This is a genomic window from Novosphingobium resinovorum (assembly GCF_001742225.1).
In the GTDB taxonomy this organism is placed as follows: domain Bacteria; phylum Pseudomonadota; class Alphaproteobacteria; order Sphingomonadales; family Sphingomonadaceae; genus Novosphingobium; species Novosphingobium resinovorum_A.
Genome location: NZ_CP017075.1, coordinates 291,557 through 308,311, shown reverse-complemented (window position 1 = coordinate 308,311; position 16,755 = coordinate 291,557). Strand labels below are relative to the sequence as shown.

Here is a 16,755-nt window from a genome sequence, read left to right as displayed (position 1 = left end):
CAGGTTAAGGCACTCCCCCCAAGAGCTTGGACCCATGCGCAGAATTTTGTTCACCCTCCCCCTGCTCGCCGTGCTCAGCGGGTGCATCGACCGTCCGGCGCCTTCGAACCGACGGCCGAATCACACGGCGAGTCGCCCCCGACCCTCGCCGCCGCGCCCCGAACTGCGGCAGTGCCTCTCTACGCTGAGCGCACAGCAGGCCGTATTCACCCCGGTCGAGGATCGCTGGTACGGCAACGCCTGCTCCACGGTGGGAACGGTGAAGCTGGCTGCGCTGAACACCGACGACGCCACTGTGACCGTATCCGGGCTCGGCCCCGTGACCTGCGCAACCTCGACAGCCTTCGCGGGCTGGGCACGCTACGGCGTTGACCGCGCGGCACAGCAGATCCTCGGCAGCCGTCTGGTGAAAATAGAGACGTTCGGCAGCTATTCATGCCGCAACGTTGCGGGCACCGCGCGCCGGTCCGGCCATGCCAGCGCCAATGCCATCGACGTCTCCGGCTTCGTCCTCGGCGACGGGCGACGCATCACCGTGTTGCAAGACTGGAACGGCGGCACCCCGGCCGAGCGCCGCTTCCTGCGCGTGGTCCACGACAGCGCCTGCAAGCGCTTCGGCACGACGCTGGGACCGCAGTACAACGCCGCGCACGAGAACCACTTCCATCTTGAGGCCGACGGCGCGGATTTCTGCCGCTAGAGTGCTGCCTCTGTCAGTCGCCGGTCACGATCGGCTGCGCATTGTCAGTGTCAGCCCCTGCCACGTCAGGCTTGATCACGAAGCGGACACGATCGACACAGCCGTTGCTGCCCTCCTGTGAAGCCGCCGCCTTGGCGGACTGGATCATTTGCACCGCCTGTCGTCCGAAGTCATCACTCGGTTCGGCGGCAAGCACGGACGCATTGCCGACCGCGCCCCACGGCGCCACATCGTAGCGCACCACGGCCCAGCCCTCGATCCGGCGACGGTTGTAGGCGGCCGGGAAACGCAGCACCGGGGCAGTGGTCCACTCCCGCCCGGTGGAACAGGTTTCGCCCGACTTGAACGCATTTTTATCAGGCATCGGCGGTGCAGCCATCACCTCGGGCGCCCGCCAGTAAGGATAGGAACAGCCCGTTCGTGCGCCGCCGGTAAAGCGCGATTCCTGAACCGCCTTCACGCTTGCCTGATCCAGCGCCTTGTTGCCGGTCCCGGTCTGCACCCGCACGTTCAACGGCTTGCCCGATGCGTCGGTATCGTAAGCGATCATCGACCAGTCCCTGACGCCGGGAGTCGCGGGCAGTTTGTCGAAGTCCGGGTAGGCGCGCATAAGCGGCTGCGGACGCGGCGCCTGCCCGCAGTTGCCAGCCTCTTGAATACGGTCCCACCCCTGCTGCGGCAGGCGTCCGCTCAACGGGGTCACGCTGTAGGAAACAAGGTCAGCGACCGGAGCCGCGGCGAACGGTTCGATCTGCGCCGTGTACGTCACCGAGCAGGCCGAGCGCGCCTTGGCCGGAAAGCGGCTGGCCGCCAGCGACGGCGCAATGTCGTCATTGGGGACGTAGCGCAGATCCTCTCGCGTGATCGAGATGGGCCGCCCACTGCCGTCGATATCGAAGCGCAGCGTCACCGATTGACGGCTGTTCGAACCGCGCCAGCCAATCGTGCCCAGCGGACGGCGGATCGGCTTGCCCACTGCAGCGCCGCCATCGCACCGGACTTCGCCCGGCATCCAGGTGGCGAGCCCCCGCTCCGCCGGGCCCGTTGAAACCGGAGAATGCGGCACGGGCGGCGCAGCGGCCAGAACCAGAAACGCCAGAGCAGCTGCCACCATGCCTGATCTCCTCACTCGAGATCGTCAGGCTAACATGCTGGGAAGACAGAACAAGGACGTATCGGCGCCATATCCGCACAGGTTGAGCGCCGAAATCGATGCAGTTCAGATTTCCAGCTGGCTGCCCAGTTCGACCACGCGGTTCGTGGGCAAGCGGAAGAACTCCATCGCGCTCGCCGCATTGCGCATCATCCACGCGAACAGCTTTTCGCGCCAGATCGCCATGCCGGGCTTTTCCGAGGGCACCAGCGTCTGGCGTGAGAGGAAGAAGCTGGTCTTCATCATCTCGAACGGCCCCCCACAGAACGGCGCATGGGCGAGCGCAGCGGGAATATCGGTCTCCTCCATGAAGCCGTAGCGCAGCGTCAATCGGTAGAAGCCCTGCCCCAGATCGACGACGGTGAAGCGGTCCTGCGGCTCCACGTAGGGGCCGTCCTGCACTTCCACCGTCAGCACCACGACGCGCTCATGCAATACCTTGTTGTGCTTGATGTTGTGCAGCAGCGCCGAGGGCACGCCCATGTTGCTGGAGGCCATGAAGATCGCCGTGCCCGGCACCCGCGCGGCGCTGCCGTGGGCGCTCTTGGCGAAGACGTTGAGCGGCAGCGCGGCCTCGGTCATGCGGTCGCGCATCAGGCGGCGGCCCTTGTTCCACGTCGTCAGCAGGGTGAAGGCGATGCCGCCGATCATCAGCGGAAACCAGCCGCCGTCGGGGATCTTGGTGGCGTTGGCGGCGAAGTAGGCGCCATCGACCACGAAGAAGGTGACGATCACCGGGATCGCCAGCGCCTTGTGCCACTTCCACACGACCAGCAGCATCACCGCCATCAGGCAGGTGTCGATCAGCATCGCGCCGGTCACCGCAATGCCGTAGGCCGAGGCGAGGTTCGACGAGTTCTGGAACACCAGGACCAGCACGATCACGCCGGTCATCAGCGCCCAGTTGACGAAGGGGATGTAGATCTGCCCCGCCTCGTGCTCGCTGGTGTGGCGGGTCGAGAGCCGCGGGATGAAGCCCAGTTGCATCGCCTGATGGGTGATCGAGAACGCGCCCGAGATCACCGCCTGGCTGGCGATGAAGGTGGCGCAGGTCGCCAGGATCACCAGCGGCAGGCGCAGCGATTCGGGGGCGAGGTTGAAGAACGGGTTCTCCATCGCGACGGCCGCCTGCGCGTCGTCGAGACCGAGGATCATCGCCGCCTGACCGAAGTAGTTGATGAGCAGGCAGGGCATCACGAAGGCGAACCACGACAGCCGCAGCGGGCCGCGCCCGAAGTGCCCCATGTCGGCATAAAGCGCCTCCGCCCCCGTCACCGCCAGCACGACCGAGCCAAGCGCGAGGAAGCCGAGGATCTTGTCGGTCAGGAAGAACTGGATCGCGTACCACGGGTTCAGCGCCACCAGCACCTCGGGCATCTGAACCAGATGGTAGATGCCCAGCACCGCGAGCACGGTGAAGTAGGTCACCATGACCGGCGCGAACAGCGCGCCGATCTTGGCGGTGCCGCTCTTCTGGATGACGAACAGCGCGATCAGCAGCACCAGCGCGATCGGCAGCACGAAGGGCGCGAGGTCCGACTGGACGACGGTGAGGCCCTCGACCGCCGAGAGCACCGAAACCGCCGGGGTAATCATCGAATCGCCGTAGAACAGCGAGGTCGCGAAGACGCCGAGCAGTACCACCAGCGGCCCGTAGCCGGACTTGCGGATCGCGCCCGAGATCAACGCAACGAGCGCGAGGCTGCCGCCCTGCCCCTTGTTGTCCGCGCGCATCAGTACGCCGACGTACTGCACCGACACCACCAGCGTCATCGACCAGAAGATCAGGCTGACGACGCCGAGTACGTGCAGTTCGTCGATCGCCAACGGATGCGGGCCGACGAAGGTTTCGCGGAAGGCATAGAGGGGGCTGGTGCCGATGTCGCCGAAGACGACGCCGACCGCGCCAAGCGCGAGCTTGGTGATATTGCCCGAGCCCTGGCCGTGATGGCCGCCCGAACTGTGAGACTCACCCGCCGTCGAAGGAACGTAAGGTGTGTCTGCTAGAGAATCACTCATTCATGCGTCCTGTAATGGACTCGCAGACACGCTAGAGCGGCTGCGGCAGGCTTGCGCCGTTAGCAGCATGAATGGGGCCAAGCAACGATACTTACAATCCCCGCGCCCGGCGGCAATGTTCCGTTCAGGGATTGGCCGGGCCGGGCTGAACGGGCGCCGATTCGGTCGGGGCCTGACCGTTTTGCGCCACGATCGCGGCGTCGAGGCGCATCAGTTGCTGGGCGAGCGGCAGGCGCCATGGCGCATCCTCGGGTGCGGTCTTCACAACATCCACCCACAAGGCACGCGCCTCGGCGAGTTTCCCCTCGCGCGCATAGGCGAGGCCGAGGAAGAATCGTGCGCCCGGCGCATCCGGCTCCGCGTCGATCGCACGCTGGTAGGCGTAGAGCGCGGGCGGCGTCAGCATGTTGTCTGCGTGGGCGACCAGCGAATTGGCCAGCGCCAGCCAGGCGTCGGCGTTCTTGGGGTCATCCTCGATCGCCCCGCGAAGGACTTCGGCGGCATCGGCATACTGACCGTTGCGAGCGAGGCCATCGGCGATCACCACCCAGCGGTTGTTGGTCGGGATGCCGCTATTGGTGACCTTGGCGCGGCCTTCGACAAGCGCGGCGGGGTCGGCGGACACGGACTCGGCCGAATCCTTCGGCGCTCCTGCCAAGCTCGGCGAGCCCTGCGTCACGTATCCCGCGATGCCGAGCAGCAGCGCCGAAGCCACCGCCTCGCGGCATCCGCGCGGCACTTTGAATACGAAAAGCAACACCGCCAGCACGAGGGCGGCTAGGCCGATCACGAAAACCCAGGTCACTGCCCTGCTCCTTTTGCGGAAAAGCGGCGCCGTAGCAGCAGGAAGGCGATGAGGAGCAGCACGCCCGGCACCGCGAACAGCGGCCAGGTCAGGCCGGTGAGCTGAGGTGCATAGCTGACGTAGTCGCCGTAGCGCTCGATCAGCCAGGCGCGGATCTGTTCGGGAGTCTCGCCCGCCTTGATCCGCTCGCGCACCAGCGAGCGCATCGAACCCGCGATCGGCGCGTCCGAATCCGCAATCGACTGGCCCTGGCACTGAAGGCAGCGCAGGGTTTCCATGAGATCCTGCGCCTTGGTTTCCTGCGCCGGATCATCGAGCTGACGATAGGCGTAAGGCGCAGTGGACTGCTCCTCCTGTGCGAACACGGGAGCCGCGAGAGCCAGCGCAACGAGAGCGATCAGGCGCTTCACTGGCCCGCCTCCTTCAGCTTCTCAAGCAGCAGCCCGAGGTGCTCGGGCCGGATTTCGCCGATGTGCTGGTAGACAATCGTGCCCTTGCCATCGACCACGTAAGTCTCCGGAACGCCGGACGAGCCGAGCGCCAGTTGCACTTTCCCGTCATCGTCCGCGCCGATGCGCTGGAACGGGTCGCCGTTCGTTTGAAGGAAGCCCTGCAGGTTCTCGGTCGTGTCGCGCACCGAGATGCCTTCGATCGGCACCCCGGCCTTGGCCAGCGCTCCGAGTTGCGGCGCCTCGACGCGGCAGGGAATGCACCAGCTGGCGAACACGTTGACGAGGTGCGGCTTGCCGTTGGCAAGCACCTTGCTGTCAAGGCCGGGCCGTCCCGGCAAGGCGGCAGGCAGATCGAACTGCGGCATCGACTTACCGACGAGCGCGGAGGCGACATTGCGGTCCGCCGGGCGATAGAGCCCGACGATCACCAGCGCCACGAAGCCGAGGAACAGCGCCAGCGGCAGCCAGATCGCCCAACGAGGCGCTTTTGCGGGTAAATCGCTCATCGTCCCTGCTTCTCGCGCCGATAGGCGATCTTGTCCTTGGCCACGATCCGCCGCACGTCGGCCGCCACCCGGCCCAGCAGCGCCAGCAGGCCGCCCAGCGCGATCAGCAGACCGCCGATCCAGATCAGCGGCGCGAAAGGCTTCCACCACAAGCGCAGTTGCCAGCGCGATTGCTTCTCGCCATCGACCTTGGGCGCCTCGCCGCCGAGCACGGCGTAAAGCTGGCCATTCCAGCGCGTCAGCAGCGCCGATTCGCTAGTTTGCTGCGGCGGCGTCCAGAAGCTGCGCGACTGCGGGAGCATGCGCGTCACCTTACCGTCGATACCGTAGCGCACCAGCAGGCGCGCCTCCATCGCCGTCCAGTTCGGCCCGGCGACAGGCTCGACGGTGCCGAGCTTGACGCCCCATGGCCCGACTTGCGTGACCTCGCCCATGCGCACCGCGACCAGCTTCTCGACCGAGAAGGCGCTCTCGCTGCTCATGCCAAACAGAGCGACGGCAATGCCGAAATGCGCGACGACCATGCCCCAGATCGGCAGCGGTGTGCGGCGCAGGTTGCGGCCCTTGAGCGGCAGCAGGCTGGCCCAGCCGAGCCCGACCGAGAGCGCAAGACCGATCCAGGGCAGCAGCGCGACACCGCCCAGAACCAGCACGCCGATCCCGCCCGCGACGACCAGCATCGCCGGGATCACCAGCCCGCGCCCGACGCGCCCGAACTTGTCCCGCCGCCAGCGCAGCAACGGCCCGACCATGAGCACGACCAGCATCGGCACCGCGAACAGCGCGCTCATCGGGTTGAAGTACGGCGGCCCGACCGAAACCTTGGCTCCCATCGCCTCTGCGAACAGCGGGTAGAGCGTGCCGAACAGCACGATGCCCAGGATCGCCGAGAGCATCACGTTGTTGACCACCAGCGCGCCCTCGCGGCTGACGAAGGCAAAGCGCTCGCCCTCGGTCACCGTCGCGGCGCGCAGGCCGAACAGCACCAGCGCGCCGCCGATGTAGATCGCCAGCAGCGCGAGGATGAACGTGCCGCGCTGCGGATCGACGGCAAAGGCATGCACGCTCGTCAGGATACCCGAGCGCACCAGGAACGTGCCGATCATCGACATCGAGAACGCAACCACGCCCAGCATGATCGTCCAGGCGCGCAGTGCATTGCGCGCCGCCAGCACGCCGCACGAATGGAGCAGTGCCGTCGCCGCCAGCCAGGGCATCAGCGAGGCGTTCTCGACCGGGTCCCAGAACCACCAGCCGCCCCAGCCCAGTTCGTAATAGGCCCAGTACGAACCGGCGGTGATCCCCACGGTGAGGAATATCCACGCGCCCAGCACCCACGGGCGCATCGCCTTGGCGAACGCCGGGCCGACCTCGCGCGTCACCAGTGCGCCGATCGCGAAACTGAACGCGATCGAGAGCCCCACATAGCCCAGGTAGAGCGTCGGCGGATGGAACGCGAGGCCAAGGTCCTGCAGCAGCGGGTTGAGCCCGTTACCCTCCATCGGCACCGGCGAAAGCCGCTCGAACGGGTTGGAGGCGAGCAGCAGGAAGGCATAGAAGCCAAGGCTCACGAAAGCCTGCCCGGCCAGCGTCGCCAGCATGGTGCGTTCCGGCAAGCGCTTTTCGACGAGCGCCACGAAGGCGCCGCCCAGCCCCATGACCGTCACCCACAGGAGCATCGAGCCCTCGTGGTTGCCCCAGGCGCCGGCGATCTTGAACACCAGCGGCTTCATCGAATGCGAATTGAGCGCGACCAGCTTCACCGACAGATCGGTGACCGAAAAGACGTAGATGAGACAGGCGAAGGCCAGCAGCGCCAGCCCGCCCTGCACCACCGCCACGGGGCGCACCGCACCGCCGAGCACGGCGCCGCGCTCTGTCAGCCCCAGCGCACCGGAAACGAGTTGCAGCGCCGCCAGCGCCGCCGCCAGCCAGAGGGCGGCAAGACCTAGTTCAGCGATCATTTGGGTTCAGCGATCATTTGGTTTCTTGCATGACCTTCTGGGCCTGTTCCCTGGACATGTCCTGCATCTCGTGGGGCACGTAGTTCTCGTCATGCTTGGCGAGGAGGTTGTCGGCGACGAATGTGCCGTCCGTGCCCATCTTGCCCTCGGCGACGACGCCGGATCCCTCGACGAACAGCGAGGGCACGATGCCCTTGAAGGTCACCGGCACGCGCGCCTTGCCGTCCTGCACGGCGAAATTGATCGTCACTCCGTCCGCCGCCGTCTTGAGCGAGCCCTTCTCGACCATGCCGCCAAGGCGCACGGCGCGGCCGGGCTCGGGCGGCCTGGCGACGATCTCGCTCGGCACGTAGAAGTAGCTCGCCTGATTGCGCAGCGCCCATGCGGCGAGCAACGCCGCCCCGATGAGCACGACCAGCGCGACGATCAGCAGCACGAGGCGCTGGTGCTTGGCCTTGATCGGGCTCTTGGCGACCGTCGCCATCAGCGGTTCCTCGCCGAATCACGGCGCTTTTCTGCGCGGCGCATCGAAAGCAGCGCCCATGCGACCATCGCCAGCGTCGCGCCGATGCCGACCACATAGGCCGCGACCACGAAGGTCCATGGGTCCATCGCTTCACGCATCAGAATGCCTCCACTTCCGCGCGCGCTTTCCTGCGCAGCCGCGCCTCGGCCTGCTGCTCGGCCAGGATCGCACGCATCCGCGCCAGCACGACGCCTGCGAAGATCAGCGTGAAACCGAGCATCGCGGCAAGCAGCGGCACCAGAAAATCGCCCGACATCGCGGACTTGCCCACGGTGATGCTCGGCGGCTGGTGCTGGCTGTTCCACCAGATCACCGAGTAATGAATGATCGGCACGTTCACCGCGCCGACGAGCCCGAAGATGGCGGGCGCGCGATTCTGGCCGCCGTCCGCAGCCTCGCTCGCCTGCGACAGCGCCATCCACCCGAAGTAGAGGAACAGAAGCACCAGCATCGAGGTCAGCCGTCCGTCCCAGACCCACCATGTCCCCCACGCAGGACGCCCCCACAGCGAACCTGTAAGTAAGCAGACGGCGGTAAAAACCGCGCCCGGCACCGCGCAGGCTTTCGCCGCGATGGCCGCGAGCGGATGACGCCAGACGAGTTCGGTGAAGCTCGCACCCGCGATGCCCATCCACCCGGCCATGCCCAGCCAGGCGGCGGGCACGTGGAGATAGACGATGCGCACCGTCTCTCCCTGCAGGCGCTCGGCAGGGGCGACGAACAGCCCCCAGCCCAGCGCCGCGAAGGCGACGACCAGTCCCGTGCCCATGCACAGGGGCATCAGCCAGCGGGCGATGCGCAGAAAACGGGCGGGGTTGGCAAAGCCGTGCATGACAGGCGCGCTTCTATAGTGCGTGTTGAAAGGAGCAAGTGACTCAGATCAAAGCACAGCGCTTTTCATGCGCCAATCGGGCATTGGTATCATGATGCCGCTATGAGCATCACACTGTGGTAAAAGGGAGAAAATGGGGCGATCGATGGGGTTCGAACCCACGACCTCCGGTACCACAAACCGGCGCTCTAACCAACTGAGCTACGATCGCCACAGGCGCACTCGAGAGGCGCCGCGCCCGGCATCGGACGCTGCTGCATCCGGTGCGGAGCGCGCCTTTTGCACAGCGCGCGGATTCTTGCAAAGCAAAAATGCGGAGAGGCGAAATTTACCTGCCCGTCGCCTCGCCCGCGATTTTCCTGCGCCCTGCCCGTGGCTAAGGTCGGCGCATGGACGAACCCGGCGAATCATCGGCTGCAAGACTGCTATCCCACCCCGGCGTTCAGCGCTTTCCCTCGTCCCGGCTCGACCTGTTCATCCTGCGCGAGTTCCTTAGCGCCGAGCGCTGCGCGCAGTTGATCGACCTGATCGAGACCAACAACCGCCCCTCGACGATCGCCGACTACAACGGAGACGATGCGTTCCGCACCAGTTCGACCTGCGACTTGTCACGCAACTATCCGGTGGTCGACGAACTGGCGCAGGCGCTCTCCCGCCTTTCCGGCATCGACCTTGCCTATGCGGAACCGCTGCAGGGACAGCGCTATGAAGTCGGGCAGGAGTTCAAGGCGCACACCGATTATTTCGAGCCCGACAGCGCCGATTTCGAGAAATACTGCAAGGTTCCCGGCCAGCGGACCTGGACCTTCATGATCTACCTGAACGACGTCGAGGCCGGAGGCGCGACTCGCTTCAAGGTCATCGACAAGATGATCCAGCCCGAGACCGGCAAGCTCATCGGCTGGAACAACCGCCGCGCTGACGGCAGCTGTAACGCGGCGACGCTTCATCACGCGATGAAGGTGCGCAAGGGCCGCAAGTACGTCATCACGCAATGGTATCGCGAGCGGCCCTGGGGGTGAACCGATGGGGCTTCGACAAGCTCAGCCTGAGCGGATTTGAGAAGTTCTCTCTATTCCGCTCAGGCTGAGCTTGTCGAAGCCCCATCGGCAAAAGCCATCAGCAGCCGCCCCGGAATGAGCCCGGGACGGCTGGCAGCCCGGCTTACTTGGCCGCAGCGATCACCGCGCAAGCGATGCGCCCGCCGGCATTACCCGAAGGCTGGCTGGTGTAGTCGTCCACGCCTGCGTGGATCACCAGCGCCGAACCGTCCGCGTCGAGCAGCGACTTCGGCCCCGGCGAGAGCGTCACGCCGGAATTCAGCACCTGCGTCTTGAGCAGGCCGTCCGCGCCGACATTCTGATTCGGCATGTCACCGCCATGCGGCCCCGTAGCGACCATATAGCCGTGCTGGTGATCGCCGCCGGTGAAGTGGCCGCCCGAACTGTCGAACTTGGTCGCGGTGTCGCACACGCCCTTCTGGTGGAAGTGGAAGCCGTGCTCACCCGCCGGAATGCCCTTGGCCTCGGCGCTGACGAGGACGCCTGCCGGGGTCTCCTGCAGCATGACCATGCCGATGGTCTTGCCGTCCAGCCCAATCAGATCGGCGTGGATCATCGGCGCGGCGGCCGCCGTCGTTGCGGAATGGCCGGTATGGTCATCAGCCGCACCGGCAGCGCCGGCGAGCGAGAGCAGGACCGCCGAGGCGGCGAGGATGCGGGAGGATCGCTTCATATCGTATCTCCGGTCTTTCGGGCTGGATGGCTGCGAAACGCAGCCGCACGCATGGACGTTCCCCCGCCCCGCGTGGACATTCACGACCCTAAAGCCCTGCACATGAAAGGCAATCGCAACTGGCAATGAAATTTTGCACGCTATGCGGACAACAAAAAAGGCGGCCCCAGGGACCGCCTTCTTCGTGAAGCTGATGTTCGGAGCCTGAAGCCCCGCCCAATCAGTTCTTCTTGAGCGTGAGACCGCCGAAACGCTTGTTGAACTGGGCCACGCGGCCACCGTCCTGAAGCTGGGCCTTGCCGCCGGTCCATGCCGGGTGCGAGGTCGGGTCGATGTCCAGAACCAGCGTGTCGCCTTCCTTGCCCCAGGTCGAGCGGGTCTGGAAGGTGCTGCCGTCGGTCATCTGTACCGTGATGGTGTGGTAGTCGGGATGCGTATCGGCCTTCATGGGTCTATCTCTTTCGCATGTGGCCGGTTCCGACCGGCCTGGCTTGGAAAGCGGCGCGCTTACAGCGAAGCGGGCCTGAATGCAAGGGCGAAGAAGCCCAACCCTGCCCCTCCCGCGAGCGGCAGGGGAATGAGAGGTCCCCGCCAACACAGCCCTCCCGCTTGCGGGAGGGCCGGAAGCCTTGGCAGCTTGCTGCCTAGCCGGACGGGGTGGGCAGCAGCCTCAGGCGTCTGCGATCATCGCCGTGAAGTTGACCTCGCAGGTCACCTTGTCGTCGATGGAGGCCTTGCCCCAGAACTTGCACACGCGCGAACGCTTCTGGACGAAGCCGGTGCGCAGTGTCAGCAGGTGCCCCGGGGTCACGGGGGCGCGGAACTTCGCGTCCTCGATCGCCATGAAATACACCAGCTTGCCGGTCCCGGCGAGGCCGAGGGTCTCGATCGCGAGGATGCCCGCAGCCTGCGCCAGCGCCTCGATCTGGAGGACGCCGGGCATGATCGGTCGGCCGGGGAAGTGCCCCTGGAAGAAGTCCTCGTTGAAGCTCACCGCCTTGACCGCCTCGATCTCCTCCTCGGAGATCGAGACCACGCGGTCGACGAGCAGCATCGGGTAGCGGTGCGGAAGCGCCGCCAGGATCTTCGCGGTGTCGTACACGACTTCGGCCTTATCGCTCATGCCCGTGACGTCCGATCAGCGGCCCGAGGGCTGCGTCGCCGGCGCGGCGCCGGCCGGAGCCTGGCCCTGCGCGGCAGCCTGCTGCGCACGCTGTTCACGAACCTGGCGCGGTTCCCAACCGGCGGGCGGAACCAGCTGCGCCGAGGGGATCGACGTGTTCAGCTCGTTCAGGATGTCCTGGTTGAGGTTGTAGGCGCCGCCGTTGACCGCGAGGATCGCGTCGGGCGAGATCAGGATCGACACGCCCTTCTTGGTCATCGCTGCCTTGACCGCATCGTTCAGCTTGTCTTCGATCTGCTCGTTGACGTAAGCCTGCGACAGGCCGACCGGCTGCAGGATGCGCTGGAGTTCGGCCTTGCCGTTCTCCTGGATCTGCTGGATCGAACCGGCCTGCTGCTCAAGCGCGGCCTGAGTCACCTTGCCGCCCTGACGGTCGGCGTTGAACTTGTCGATCAGCGGCTTGATCTGGGCGTTGAGCGCGTTCTGACGGGTCTGCGCCTGGTCGAACTGCGCCTTGAATGTGGTCTGGCGCTGCGTCTCGGCGGTCTTGAACGCGTTCGAGTTGGCGATCACCGCATCGAAGCTGGCAACGCCGAGGCCCTGCACGATAGTACCGCCGGTTGCGGGGGCGGCGGCGGCCGGAGCGGGCTTGGCAGCCAGCGCGGGCTGCGCCGAGACGGCGGCGAACGCGAGGCCGGCAGCCAGCGCGATGGTCTTGTTCTTGGTAATCATCAGAACTGGGTTCCCACGTTGAAGTTGAATGCCTTGGGATCGTCGCCGTACTGCTTGAGCAGAACGCGCGAGAAGTCGATGCGGAACGGACCGAAAGGCGAGTTCCAGTTCACGCCGATGCCGATGGCGACACGCGGCTTCCAGGTATCGCCGACGAATTCCTCGACGAAGTTATAGGCATAGCTGCCGGTGGCGGTCTGCGTGCGACCACTCGAGTCAGTCGAAGACGTGACCGGCGTGCCGCTGGTGTTCGCAGTGCCATCGGTATTGTTGGGATAATACGTCGGGATACAGCCCGGATCGCACTGCGTGAGCGTCGGCCTCTTGACGCTCCAAACCGCGCCCACGTCGGCAAAGATGGAAGGACGGAGGCCCATTTCGCGAGCACCGGAACCGAGCGGAATTTCCATCTCCGCACGGCCCATGTAGTAATAGTTGCCGCCCAGCGCGTCGTCGGTCCAGTTGCTGCGGTCGGTCGTAACGCTGCCGTCCGTGTTCAACTGCTTGCGCAGCACGCGCGGGCCGACGCCGCGGATGGCGAAGCCGCGGAACTGCGGTTGACCGAGGTAGAAGCGGTCGGTCAGGCGGATGTCCTGCCCGGACAGACCCTTGATCACGCCACCTTCCGCCGAGAGCGAGAAGATGAAGCCGTGGCCCATGTTGAAGAACTTCGACGCATTGCCGCGAACACGGGCATACTTAACGTCGCCGCCAAGCCCTGCGAAATCGACATTCACCGAAGCGGTCGTGCCACGCGTCGGACGGACGCGATTGTCGAGCGTATCGTAGATCAGAGAGGCGCCAACAATCGAACTAAGGCGCTTCCCGATCGCGTCACACAAGTAACGCCCGGCGATTAGCGGACTGCACTGGCCGTTCGCGTCGTAATATTCACTGCCGAGGCTAACGTCATCGTAGTTGAGCGTATAGCTGCCCACCGCAGTCAGATACTCGGTCAGCGGCACACCCGCACGGACATTGAAGCCGGTAGTCGACTGCGAGTACGTGGTGTTACGATTGGTGTTATAGTAGTTGAAGCTGTTGTAGTCGCGGCGGTAGATATTGACGCCGAGCGACACGTTCTTGTCAAACAGGTAAGGCTCGACGAAGCTCGCCTCGACGCTCTTCGAATAGCGCGAGATGCTGCCCGACAAGCCCACCGTCTGGCCACGACCGCGGAAGTTGCGCTGGCGGATCGATGCCTGGAAGATGAAGCTCTCAAGGCTGGAGAAACCTGCCGAAAGCTGGAGTTCGCCGGTCGGCTTCTCCTCGACGTTGGCTTCCAGCAGGATGCGGTCGTCGGCGCTGCCGGGCTTCTGCTCGACCTCGAACTTCTCCTGGAAGTAGCCGAGCGACTTGATGCGATTGGTCGAACGCTTGACCTGCAGCGAATTGAACGCGTCGCCTTCCGCGAGGCGGAACTCGCGGCGCACGACCTTGTCCTGGGTCAGCGTGTTGCCGTTGATGTCGATCTTCTCGACATAGACGCGCGGCGCCTCCTGGATCACGAAGGTCAGCCCCATGGTGAGGTTTTCCTTGTCCCGATCGTACTGCGGGCGGACGTCGGCAAAGGCGTAGCCGAAGGCACCGGCAGTCTCGTTCAGACTGTCGATCGTGTCCTCGACCTGCTTGGCGTTGTACCAGTCGCCCTTGTGCATCGGCAGGCGCGACGCCATCTTCTCGCCGTCGAAGTCGCGCAGTTGGCTTTCGACCTTCACGTCGCCGAACTTGTAGCGCTTCCCTTCCTCCACCACGTACGTGATGATGAAGTCCTTCTTGTCCGGCGTCAGTTCGGCCACCGCCGAGACGACGCGGAAGTCGGCATAGCCCTGCGTCAGATAGAACTGGCGCAGCTTCTGCTGGTCGAAGGCCATGCGATCGGGGTCGTAGCTGGTGCCCGAGCTGAACAGACGGGTGAAGCGCGCCTGCTTGGTCACCATCTGGCCGCGCAGTTCGCCGGCCGAGAAGTGCTCGTTGCCGATGATGTTGATCTGGCGGACCTTGGACTTGTCGCCCTCGGTGATCTCGAAGACGATGTCGACGCGGTTCTGGTCGAGCGAGACCATCTTCGGCTCGACGGTCGCGGCGTAGCGCCCTTGGCGCTTGTACAGCTCGATGATGCGGGCGACGTCGGCGCGAATCTTGGAACGGGTGAAGATCTGGCGCGGCGCGACCTTGATCTCGGGAAGGATCTTGTCGTCCTTGATGCGCTTGTTGCCTTCAAGGATGATGCGGTTGACGACCGGGTTCTCCTGAACCGTGATCGTCACCACGCCATTGTCGAACGCAACCTGCGCGTCCTTGAACAGTTCGGTGCCGTAGAGGTCCTTCAGCGCGGCGTCGGCGGAAACCTTGGTGTAGTTCTGGCCGACGCGCATCTTGATGTAGGACAGGACCGTCTGCGCCTCCAGACGCTCGGCGCCCTTCACCACGATGGTCTGGATCGGCTGGCCTTCCTCGACCGGCGCTACCACGGCCGGGGCCGGAGCGGCGGGAGCGGCAGGAACCGGCGCACGCTTGCCGGCCTTTGCAGCTTGCGCGGAAGCCTCCATGGGCATCCCCGCGAGAATGGTGGTCCCGAGGAGCACTGCTGCAACTTGCGAGCCCCAGAGGCCTCGGGCGCTGCGCGCTCCAGTGCCGCGAACCATTTCCCGTCCGATCATTCTACGCAAAATCCCGTATTCGCTTTCGCGATGAAAAACAGACCACCGGCGGGAGCGCACCCAGACCCGCAGGCAATCGCAGCCATCTGCCCGATGGAGCCGGTCCAATCAAGCAGACAAAACCCGGCAACATTGTGATCGCTCGTGAATCCCTCCAGGCTATCCCCCGAAAATAGGGAGAGAGGCCAGGTCATTGACCGTGACGAAGACCATCAGCGCCAGCACCAGCGCCACACCTGTCTTTATCGCCCATTCCTGACTGCGTGCACCCAGGGGTCTGCGCCGGACCAGTTCAGCCGCGTAGAAAGCCAGATGTCCGCCGTCGAGGCCAGGAATTGGCAGGAGGTTGATGAATGCCAAGTTAATCGAGATCAGGGCGGCGAACTCCACGAAGGCTTCCCAGCCCAGCGTGAAAGTCTGCCCGGAATACTGCGCGATCTTGATCGGACCACCCAGTTCGCGGACAGAGCGGTCGCCCGTGAAGATCTGGGTTATGCCGGTCACCATGTTGCCCATGGCGCGGAAGCTCTGCTGGAATCCGAGGGCGACGGCATCGACCGGGCCGACCTGCTCGAAGCGGCCTGCGCGTACGCCGATCTGACCGACCTTCTGCGGCTTGCCCTGTGCGTCAGGGATCGAGCCTTCGGTCACCTTGACCTGGAAAGTGCGGACTTCACCGTCACGCCGCACCGAGAGATCGACGCTGCGCCCCGCCTGCGGGCGGATGAGTTCGGGGATGTCCTCGAAGCTGGTGATTGCGGCGCCGTTCACCGCGACGATGCGGTCGCCCACCTTGAGCCCGGCGTCCTCGGCCGGCGAATCGCCATAGAAGCCGCCGACGACGGGCGGCATCATCCGCACGCCGATATCGCCGATCTTCGCCTTGTTACCGAACTGGTCGCTGAACTCCTGCGTCGCCAGCTTCACCGGAAGGACAAGCGTGCGCCCTGCCCGCTCCACCGCGATCGGCAGCGTCTTGCCGGGGAAGTACGCGACGCGGCCCGGCACGTCGGTCGCTCCGTCAACCTTGTCACCGTCGATCGCGACGATGCGGTCGCCGACGCGCATACCCGCAGCCTGCGCGGGCGAGTTGGCGGTAAAGCCGCTGATCTCCGCATCGTTTACGACGCGGCCGTAGATCGAGAAGAACCCGGCGAAGATCGCGACGCACAGCAGCAGGTTGGTCAGCGGCCCGGCAAAGACGATCAGCGCGCGCTGCCACAGCGGCTTGGAATGGAAGGTCTGCGCCCGCTCACGCGGGGAAAGGCCTACGTCGTCGGGCTTCGGCGCGCTCGTCGGGTTCATGTCGCCCGCGAACTGGACGTAGCCGCCGAGAGGCAGCGCCGAGAGCTTCCAGCGGGTGCCGCGCTTGTCAGTCCAGCCCGCGAGTTCCTTGCCGAAACCGATGGAAAAAGCGTCCGCCTTCACGCCGAACAGGCGGCCGACGAGATAGTGCCCCAGCTCATGGATCAGGACCAGTGGCCCCAGCACCAGGAGGAAGGCGAAGATCGTCGTCAGAATTCCTGGTGAACCGGTCAAGCTATGC

The 16,755-nt window shown here is 65.2% G+C and carries 17 protein-coding genes and 1 tRNA gene; 2 read left to right on the top strand and 16 right to left on the bottom strand.

The window, feature by feature from the left end; translation table 11 throughout:
- Nucleotides 1–34: 34 nt before the first annotated feature.
- A complete protein-coding gene (locus tag BES08_RS01330; protein ID WP_069707489.1) occupies nucleotides 35–700 on the top strand; it encodes an extensin family protein in 666 nt (221 codons plus the stop codon).
- Between the two features lie 13 nt (nucleotides 701–713).
- On the opposite strand, the gene BES08_RS01325 is transcribed toward BES08_RS01330, so the two are convergent.
- The 10 genes from BES08_RS01325 to BES08_RS01285 form a co-directional block, all read right to left on the bottom strand.
- Nucleotides 714–1,814: an energy transducer TonB gene (locus BES08_RS01325; protein ID WP_069707488.1), complete on the bottom strand. Its 1,101-nt coding sequence runs from the start codon at nucleotides 1,812–1,814 to the stop codon at nucleotides 714–716.
- A gap of 105 nt (nucleotides 1,815–1,919) precedes the next feature.
- Entirely contained in the window at nucleotides 1,920–3,872 is a 1,953-nt protein-coding gene (locus BES08_RS01320) for a potassium transporter Kup (protein WP_069707487.1), read from the bottom strand.
- A 124-nt stretch (nucleotides 3,873–3,996) separates the two neighbouring features.
- Nucleotides 3,997–4,677, bottom strand: a complete 681-nt coding sequence (locus tag BES08_RS01315) for a tetratricopeptide repeat protein (RefSeq protein ID WP_069707486.1) — start codon at nucleotides 4,675–4,677, stop codon at nucleotides 3,997–3,999.
- Nucleotides 4,674–5,087: a cytochrome c-type biogenesis protein gene (locus BES08_RS01310; RefSeq protein ID WP_008830270.1), complete on the bottom strand. Its 414-nt coding sequence runs from the start codon at nucleotides 5,085–5,087 to the stop codon at nucleotides 4,674–4,676. The genes BES08_RS01315 and BES08_RS01310 overlap by 4 nt, the downstream gene beginning before the upstream one ends.
- Nucleotides 5,084–5,635 (bottom strand): DsbE family thiol:disulfide interchange protein, encoded by a 552-nt coding sequence (locus BES08_RS01305; protein WP_069707485.1) that lies wholly within the window; start codon nucleotides 5,633–5,635, stop codon nucleotides 5,084–5,086. The genes BES08_RS01310 and BES08_RS01305 overlap by 4 nt, the downstream gene beginning before the upstream one ends.
- On the bottom strand, nucleotides 5,632–7,599 hold the full coding sequence (locus tag BES08_RS01300) for a heme lyase CcmF/NrfE family subunit (RefSeq protein WP_069707484.1): 1,968 nt from the start codon (nucleotides 7,597–7,599) through the stop codon (nucleotides 5,632–5,634). Before BES08_RS01300 ends, BES08_RS01305 begins: the two co-directional genes overlap by 4 nt.
- A 13-nt stretch (nucleotides 7,600–7,612) precedes the next feature.
- Entirely contained in the window at nucleotides 7,613–8,083 is a 471-nt protein-coding gene (ccmE, locus tag BES08_RS01295) for a cytochrome c maturation protein CcmE (RefSeq protein WP_069707483.1), read from the bottom strand.
- Nucleotides 8,083–8,223, bottom strand: a complete 141-nt coding sequence (locus BES08_RS33550; protein ID WP_197524414.1) for a hypothetical protein — start codon at nucleotides 8,221–8,223, stop codon at nucleotides 8,083–8,085. The genes ccmE and BES08_RS33550 overlap by 1 nt, the downstream gene beginning before the upstream one ends.
- Entirely contained in the window at nucleotides 8,223–8,957 is a 735-nt protein-coding gene (gene ccmC / locus BES08_RS01290; protein WP_008830265.1) for a heme ABC transporter permease CcmC, read from the bottom strand. The genes BES08_RS33550 and ccmC overlap by 1 nt, the downstream gene beginning before the upstream one ends.
- A 134-nt stretch (nucleotides 8,958–9,091) precedes the next feature.
- Nucleotides 9,092–9,168, bottom strand: a tRNA-His gene (locus BES08_RS01285).
- Nucleotides 9,169–9,346: 178 nt separating this feature from the next.
- On the opposite strand from BES08_RS01285, the gene BES08_RS01280 reads away from it, so the two are divergent.
- The gene (locus BES08_RS01280; protein WP_069707482.1) at nucleotides 9,347–9,979 is read left to right on the top strand and encodes a prolyl hydroxylase family protein; all 633 of its coding nucleotides are present in this window, start codon (nucleotides 9,347–9,349) and stop codon (nucleotides 9,977–9,979) included.
- A gap of 142 nt (nucleotides 9,980–10,121) precedes the next feature.
- Here BES08_RS01280 and BES08_RS01275 read toward each other — a convergent pair whose 3' ends face one another.
- The 6 genes from BES08_RS01275 to rseP all read right to left on the bottom strand — a co-directional run bounded on the left by BES08_RS01275 (nucleotide 10,122) and on the right by rseP (nucleotide 16,748).
- Nucleotides 10,122–10,691, bottom strand: coding sequence for a superoxide dismutase family protein (locus BES08_RS01275; protein ID WP_069707481.1), 570 nt, complete (start codon nucleotides 10,689–10,691; stop codon nucleotides 10,122–10,124).
- Nucleotides 10,692–10,911: 220 nt separating this feature from the next.
- Complete coding sequence (gene rpmE / locus BES08_RS01270; protein WP_008830262.1) at nucleotides 10,912–11,139, bottom strand: 50S ribosomal protein L31; 228 nt, start codon at nucleotides 11,137–11,139, stop codon at nucleotides 10,912–10,914.
- 222 nt (nucleotides 11,140–11,361) lie between these two features.
- Nucleotides 11,362–11,814 (bottom strand): 3-hydroxyacyl-ACP dehydratase FabZ, encoded by a 453-nt coding sequence (gene fabZ, locus BES08_RS01265; RefSeq protein WP_069707480.1) that lies wholly within the window; start codon nucleotides 11,812–11,814, stop codon nucleotides 11,362–11,364.
- Between the two features lie 15 nt (nucleotides 11,815–11,829).
- Entirely contained in the window at nucleotides 11,830–12,546 is a 717-nt protein-coding gene (locus tag BES08_RS01260; protein ID WP_036522553.1) for an OmpH family outer membrane protein, read from the bottom strand.
- Nucleotides 12,546–15,194: an outer membrane protein assembly factor BamA gene (bamA, locus tag BES08_RS01255; protein WP_197524445.1), complete on the bottom strand. Its 2,649-nt coding sequence runs from the start codon at nucleotides 15,192–15,194 to the stop codon at nucleotides 12,546–12,548. Before bamA ends, BES08_RS01260 begins: the two co-directional genes overlap by 1 nt.
- A 174-nt stretch (nucleotides 15,195–15,368) precedes the next feature.
- Nucleotides 15,369–16,748 carry an RIP metalloprotease RseP gene (gene rseP / locus BES08_RS01250; RefSeq protein ID WP_069707479.1) on the bottom strand — a complete coding sequence of 460 codons (1,380 nt, stop codon included), beginning with the start codon at nucleotides 16,746–16,748 and terminating at the stop codon, nucleotides 15,369–15,371.
- Between the last annotated feature and the right edge of the window lie 7 nt (nucleotides 16,749–16,755).

Bases quoted from the DNA above. Each gene is read 5' to 3' on its own strand.
- BES08_RS01330 (WP_069707489.1), top strand. From the start codon at position 35: ATGCGCAGAATTTTGTTCACCCTCCCCCTGCTCGCCGTGCTCAGCGGG.
- BES08_RS01325 (WP_069707488.1), bottom strand. From the start codon at position 1,814: ATGGTGGCAGCTGCTCTGGCGTTTCTGGTTCTGGCCGCTGCGCCGCCC.
- BES08_RS01320 (WP_069707487.1), bottom strand. From the start codon at position 3,872: ATGAGTGATTCTCTAGCAGACACACCTTACGTTCCTTCGACGGCGGGT.
- BES08_RS01305 (WP_069707485.1), bottom strand. From the start codon at position 5,635: ATGAGCGATTTACCCGCAAAAGCGCCTCGTTGGGCGATCTGGCTGCCG.
- BES08_RS01300 (WP_069707484.1), bottom strand. From the start codon at position 7,599: ATGATCGCTGAACTAGGTCTTGCCGCCCTCTGGCTGGCGGCGGCGCTG.
- ccmE (WP_069707483.1), bottom strand. From the start codon at position 8,083: ATGGCGACGGTCGCCAAGAGCCCGATCAAGGCCAAGCACCAGCGCCTC.
- BES08_RS33550 (WP_197524414.1), bottom strand. From the start codon at position 8,223: ATGCGTGAAGCGATGGACCCATGGACCTTCGTGGTCGCGGCCTATGTG.
- ccmC (WP_008830265.1), bottom strand. From the start codon at position 8,957: ATGCACGGCTTTGCCAACCCCGCCCGTTTTCTGCGCATCGCCCGCTGG.
- BES08_RS01280 (WP_069707482.1), top strand. From the start codon at position 9,347: ATGGACGAACCCGGCGAATCATCGGCTGCAAGACTGCTATCCCACCCC.
- BES08_RS01275 (WP_069707481.1), bottom strand. From the start codon at position 10,691: ATGAAGCGATCCTCCCGCATCCTCGCCGCCTCGGCGGTCCTGCTCTCG.
- rpmE (WP_008830262.1), bottom strand. From the start codon at position 11,139: ATGAAGGCCGATACGCATCCCGACTACCACACCATCACGGTACAGATG.
- fabZ (WP_069707480.1), bottom strand. From the start codon at position 11,814: ATGAGCGATAAGGCCGAAGTCGTGTACGACACCGCGAAGATCCTGGCG.
- BES08_RS01260 (WP_036522553.1), bottom strand. From the start codon at position 12,546: ATGATTACCAAGAACAAGACCATCGCGCTGGCTGCCGGCCTCGCGTTC.
- bamA (WP_197524445.1), bottom strand. From the start codon at position 15,194: ATGGTTCGCGGCACTGGAGCGCGCAGCGCCCGAGGCCTCTGGGGCTCG.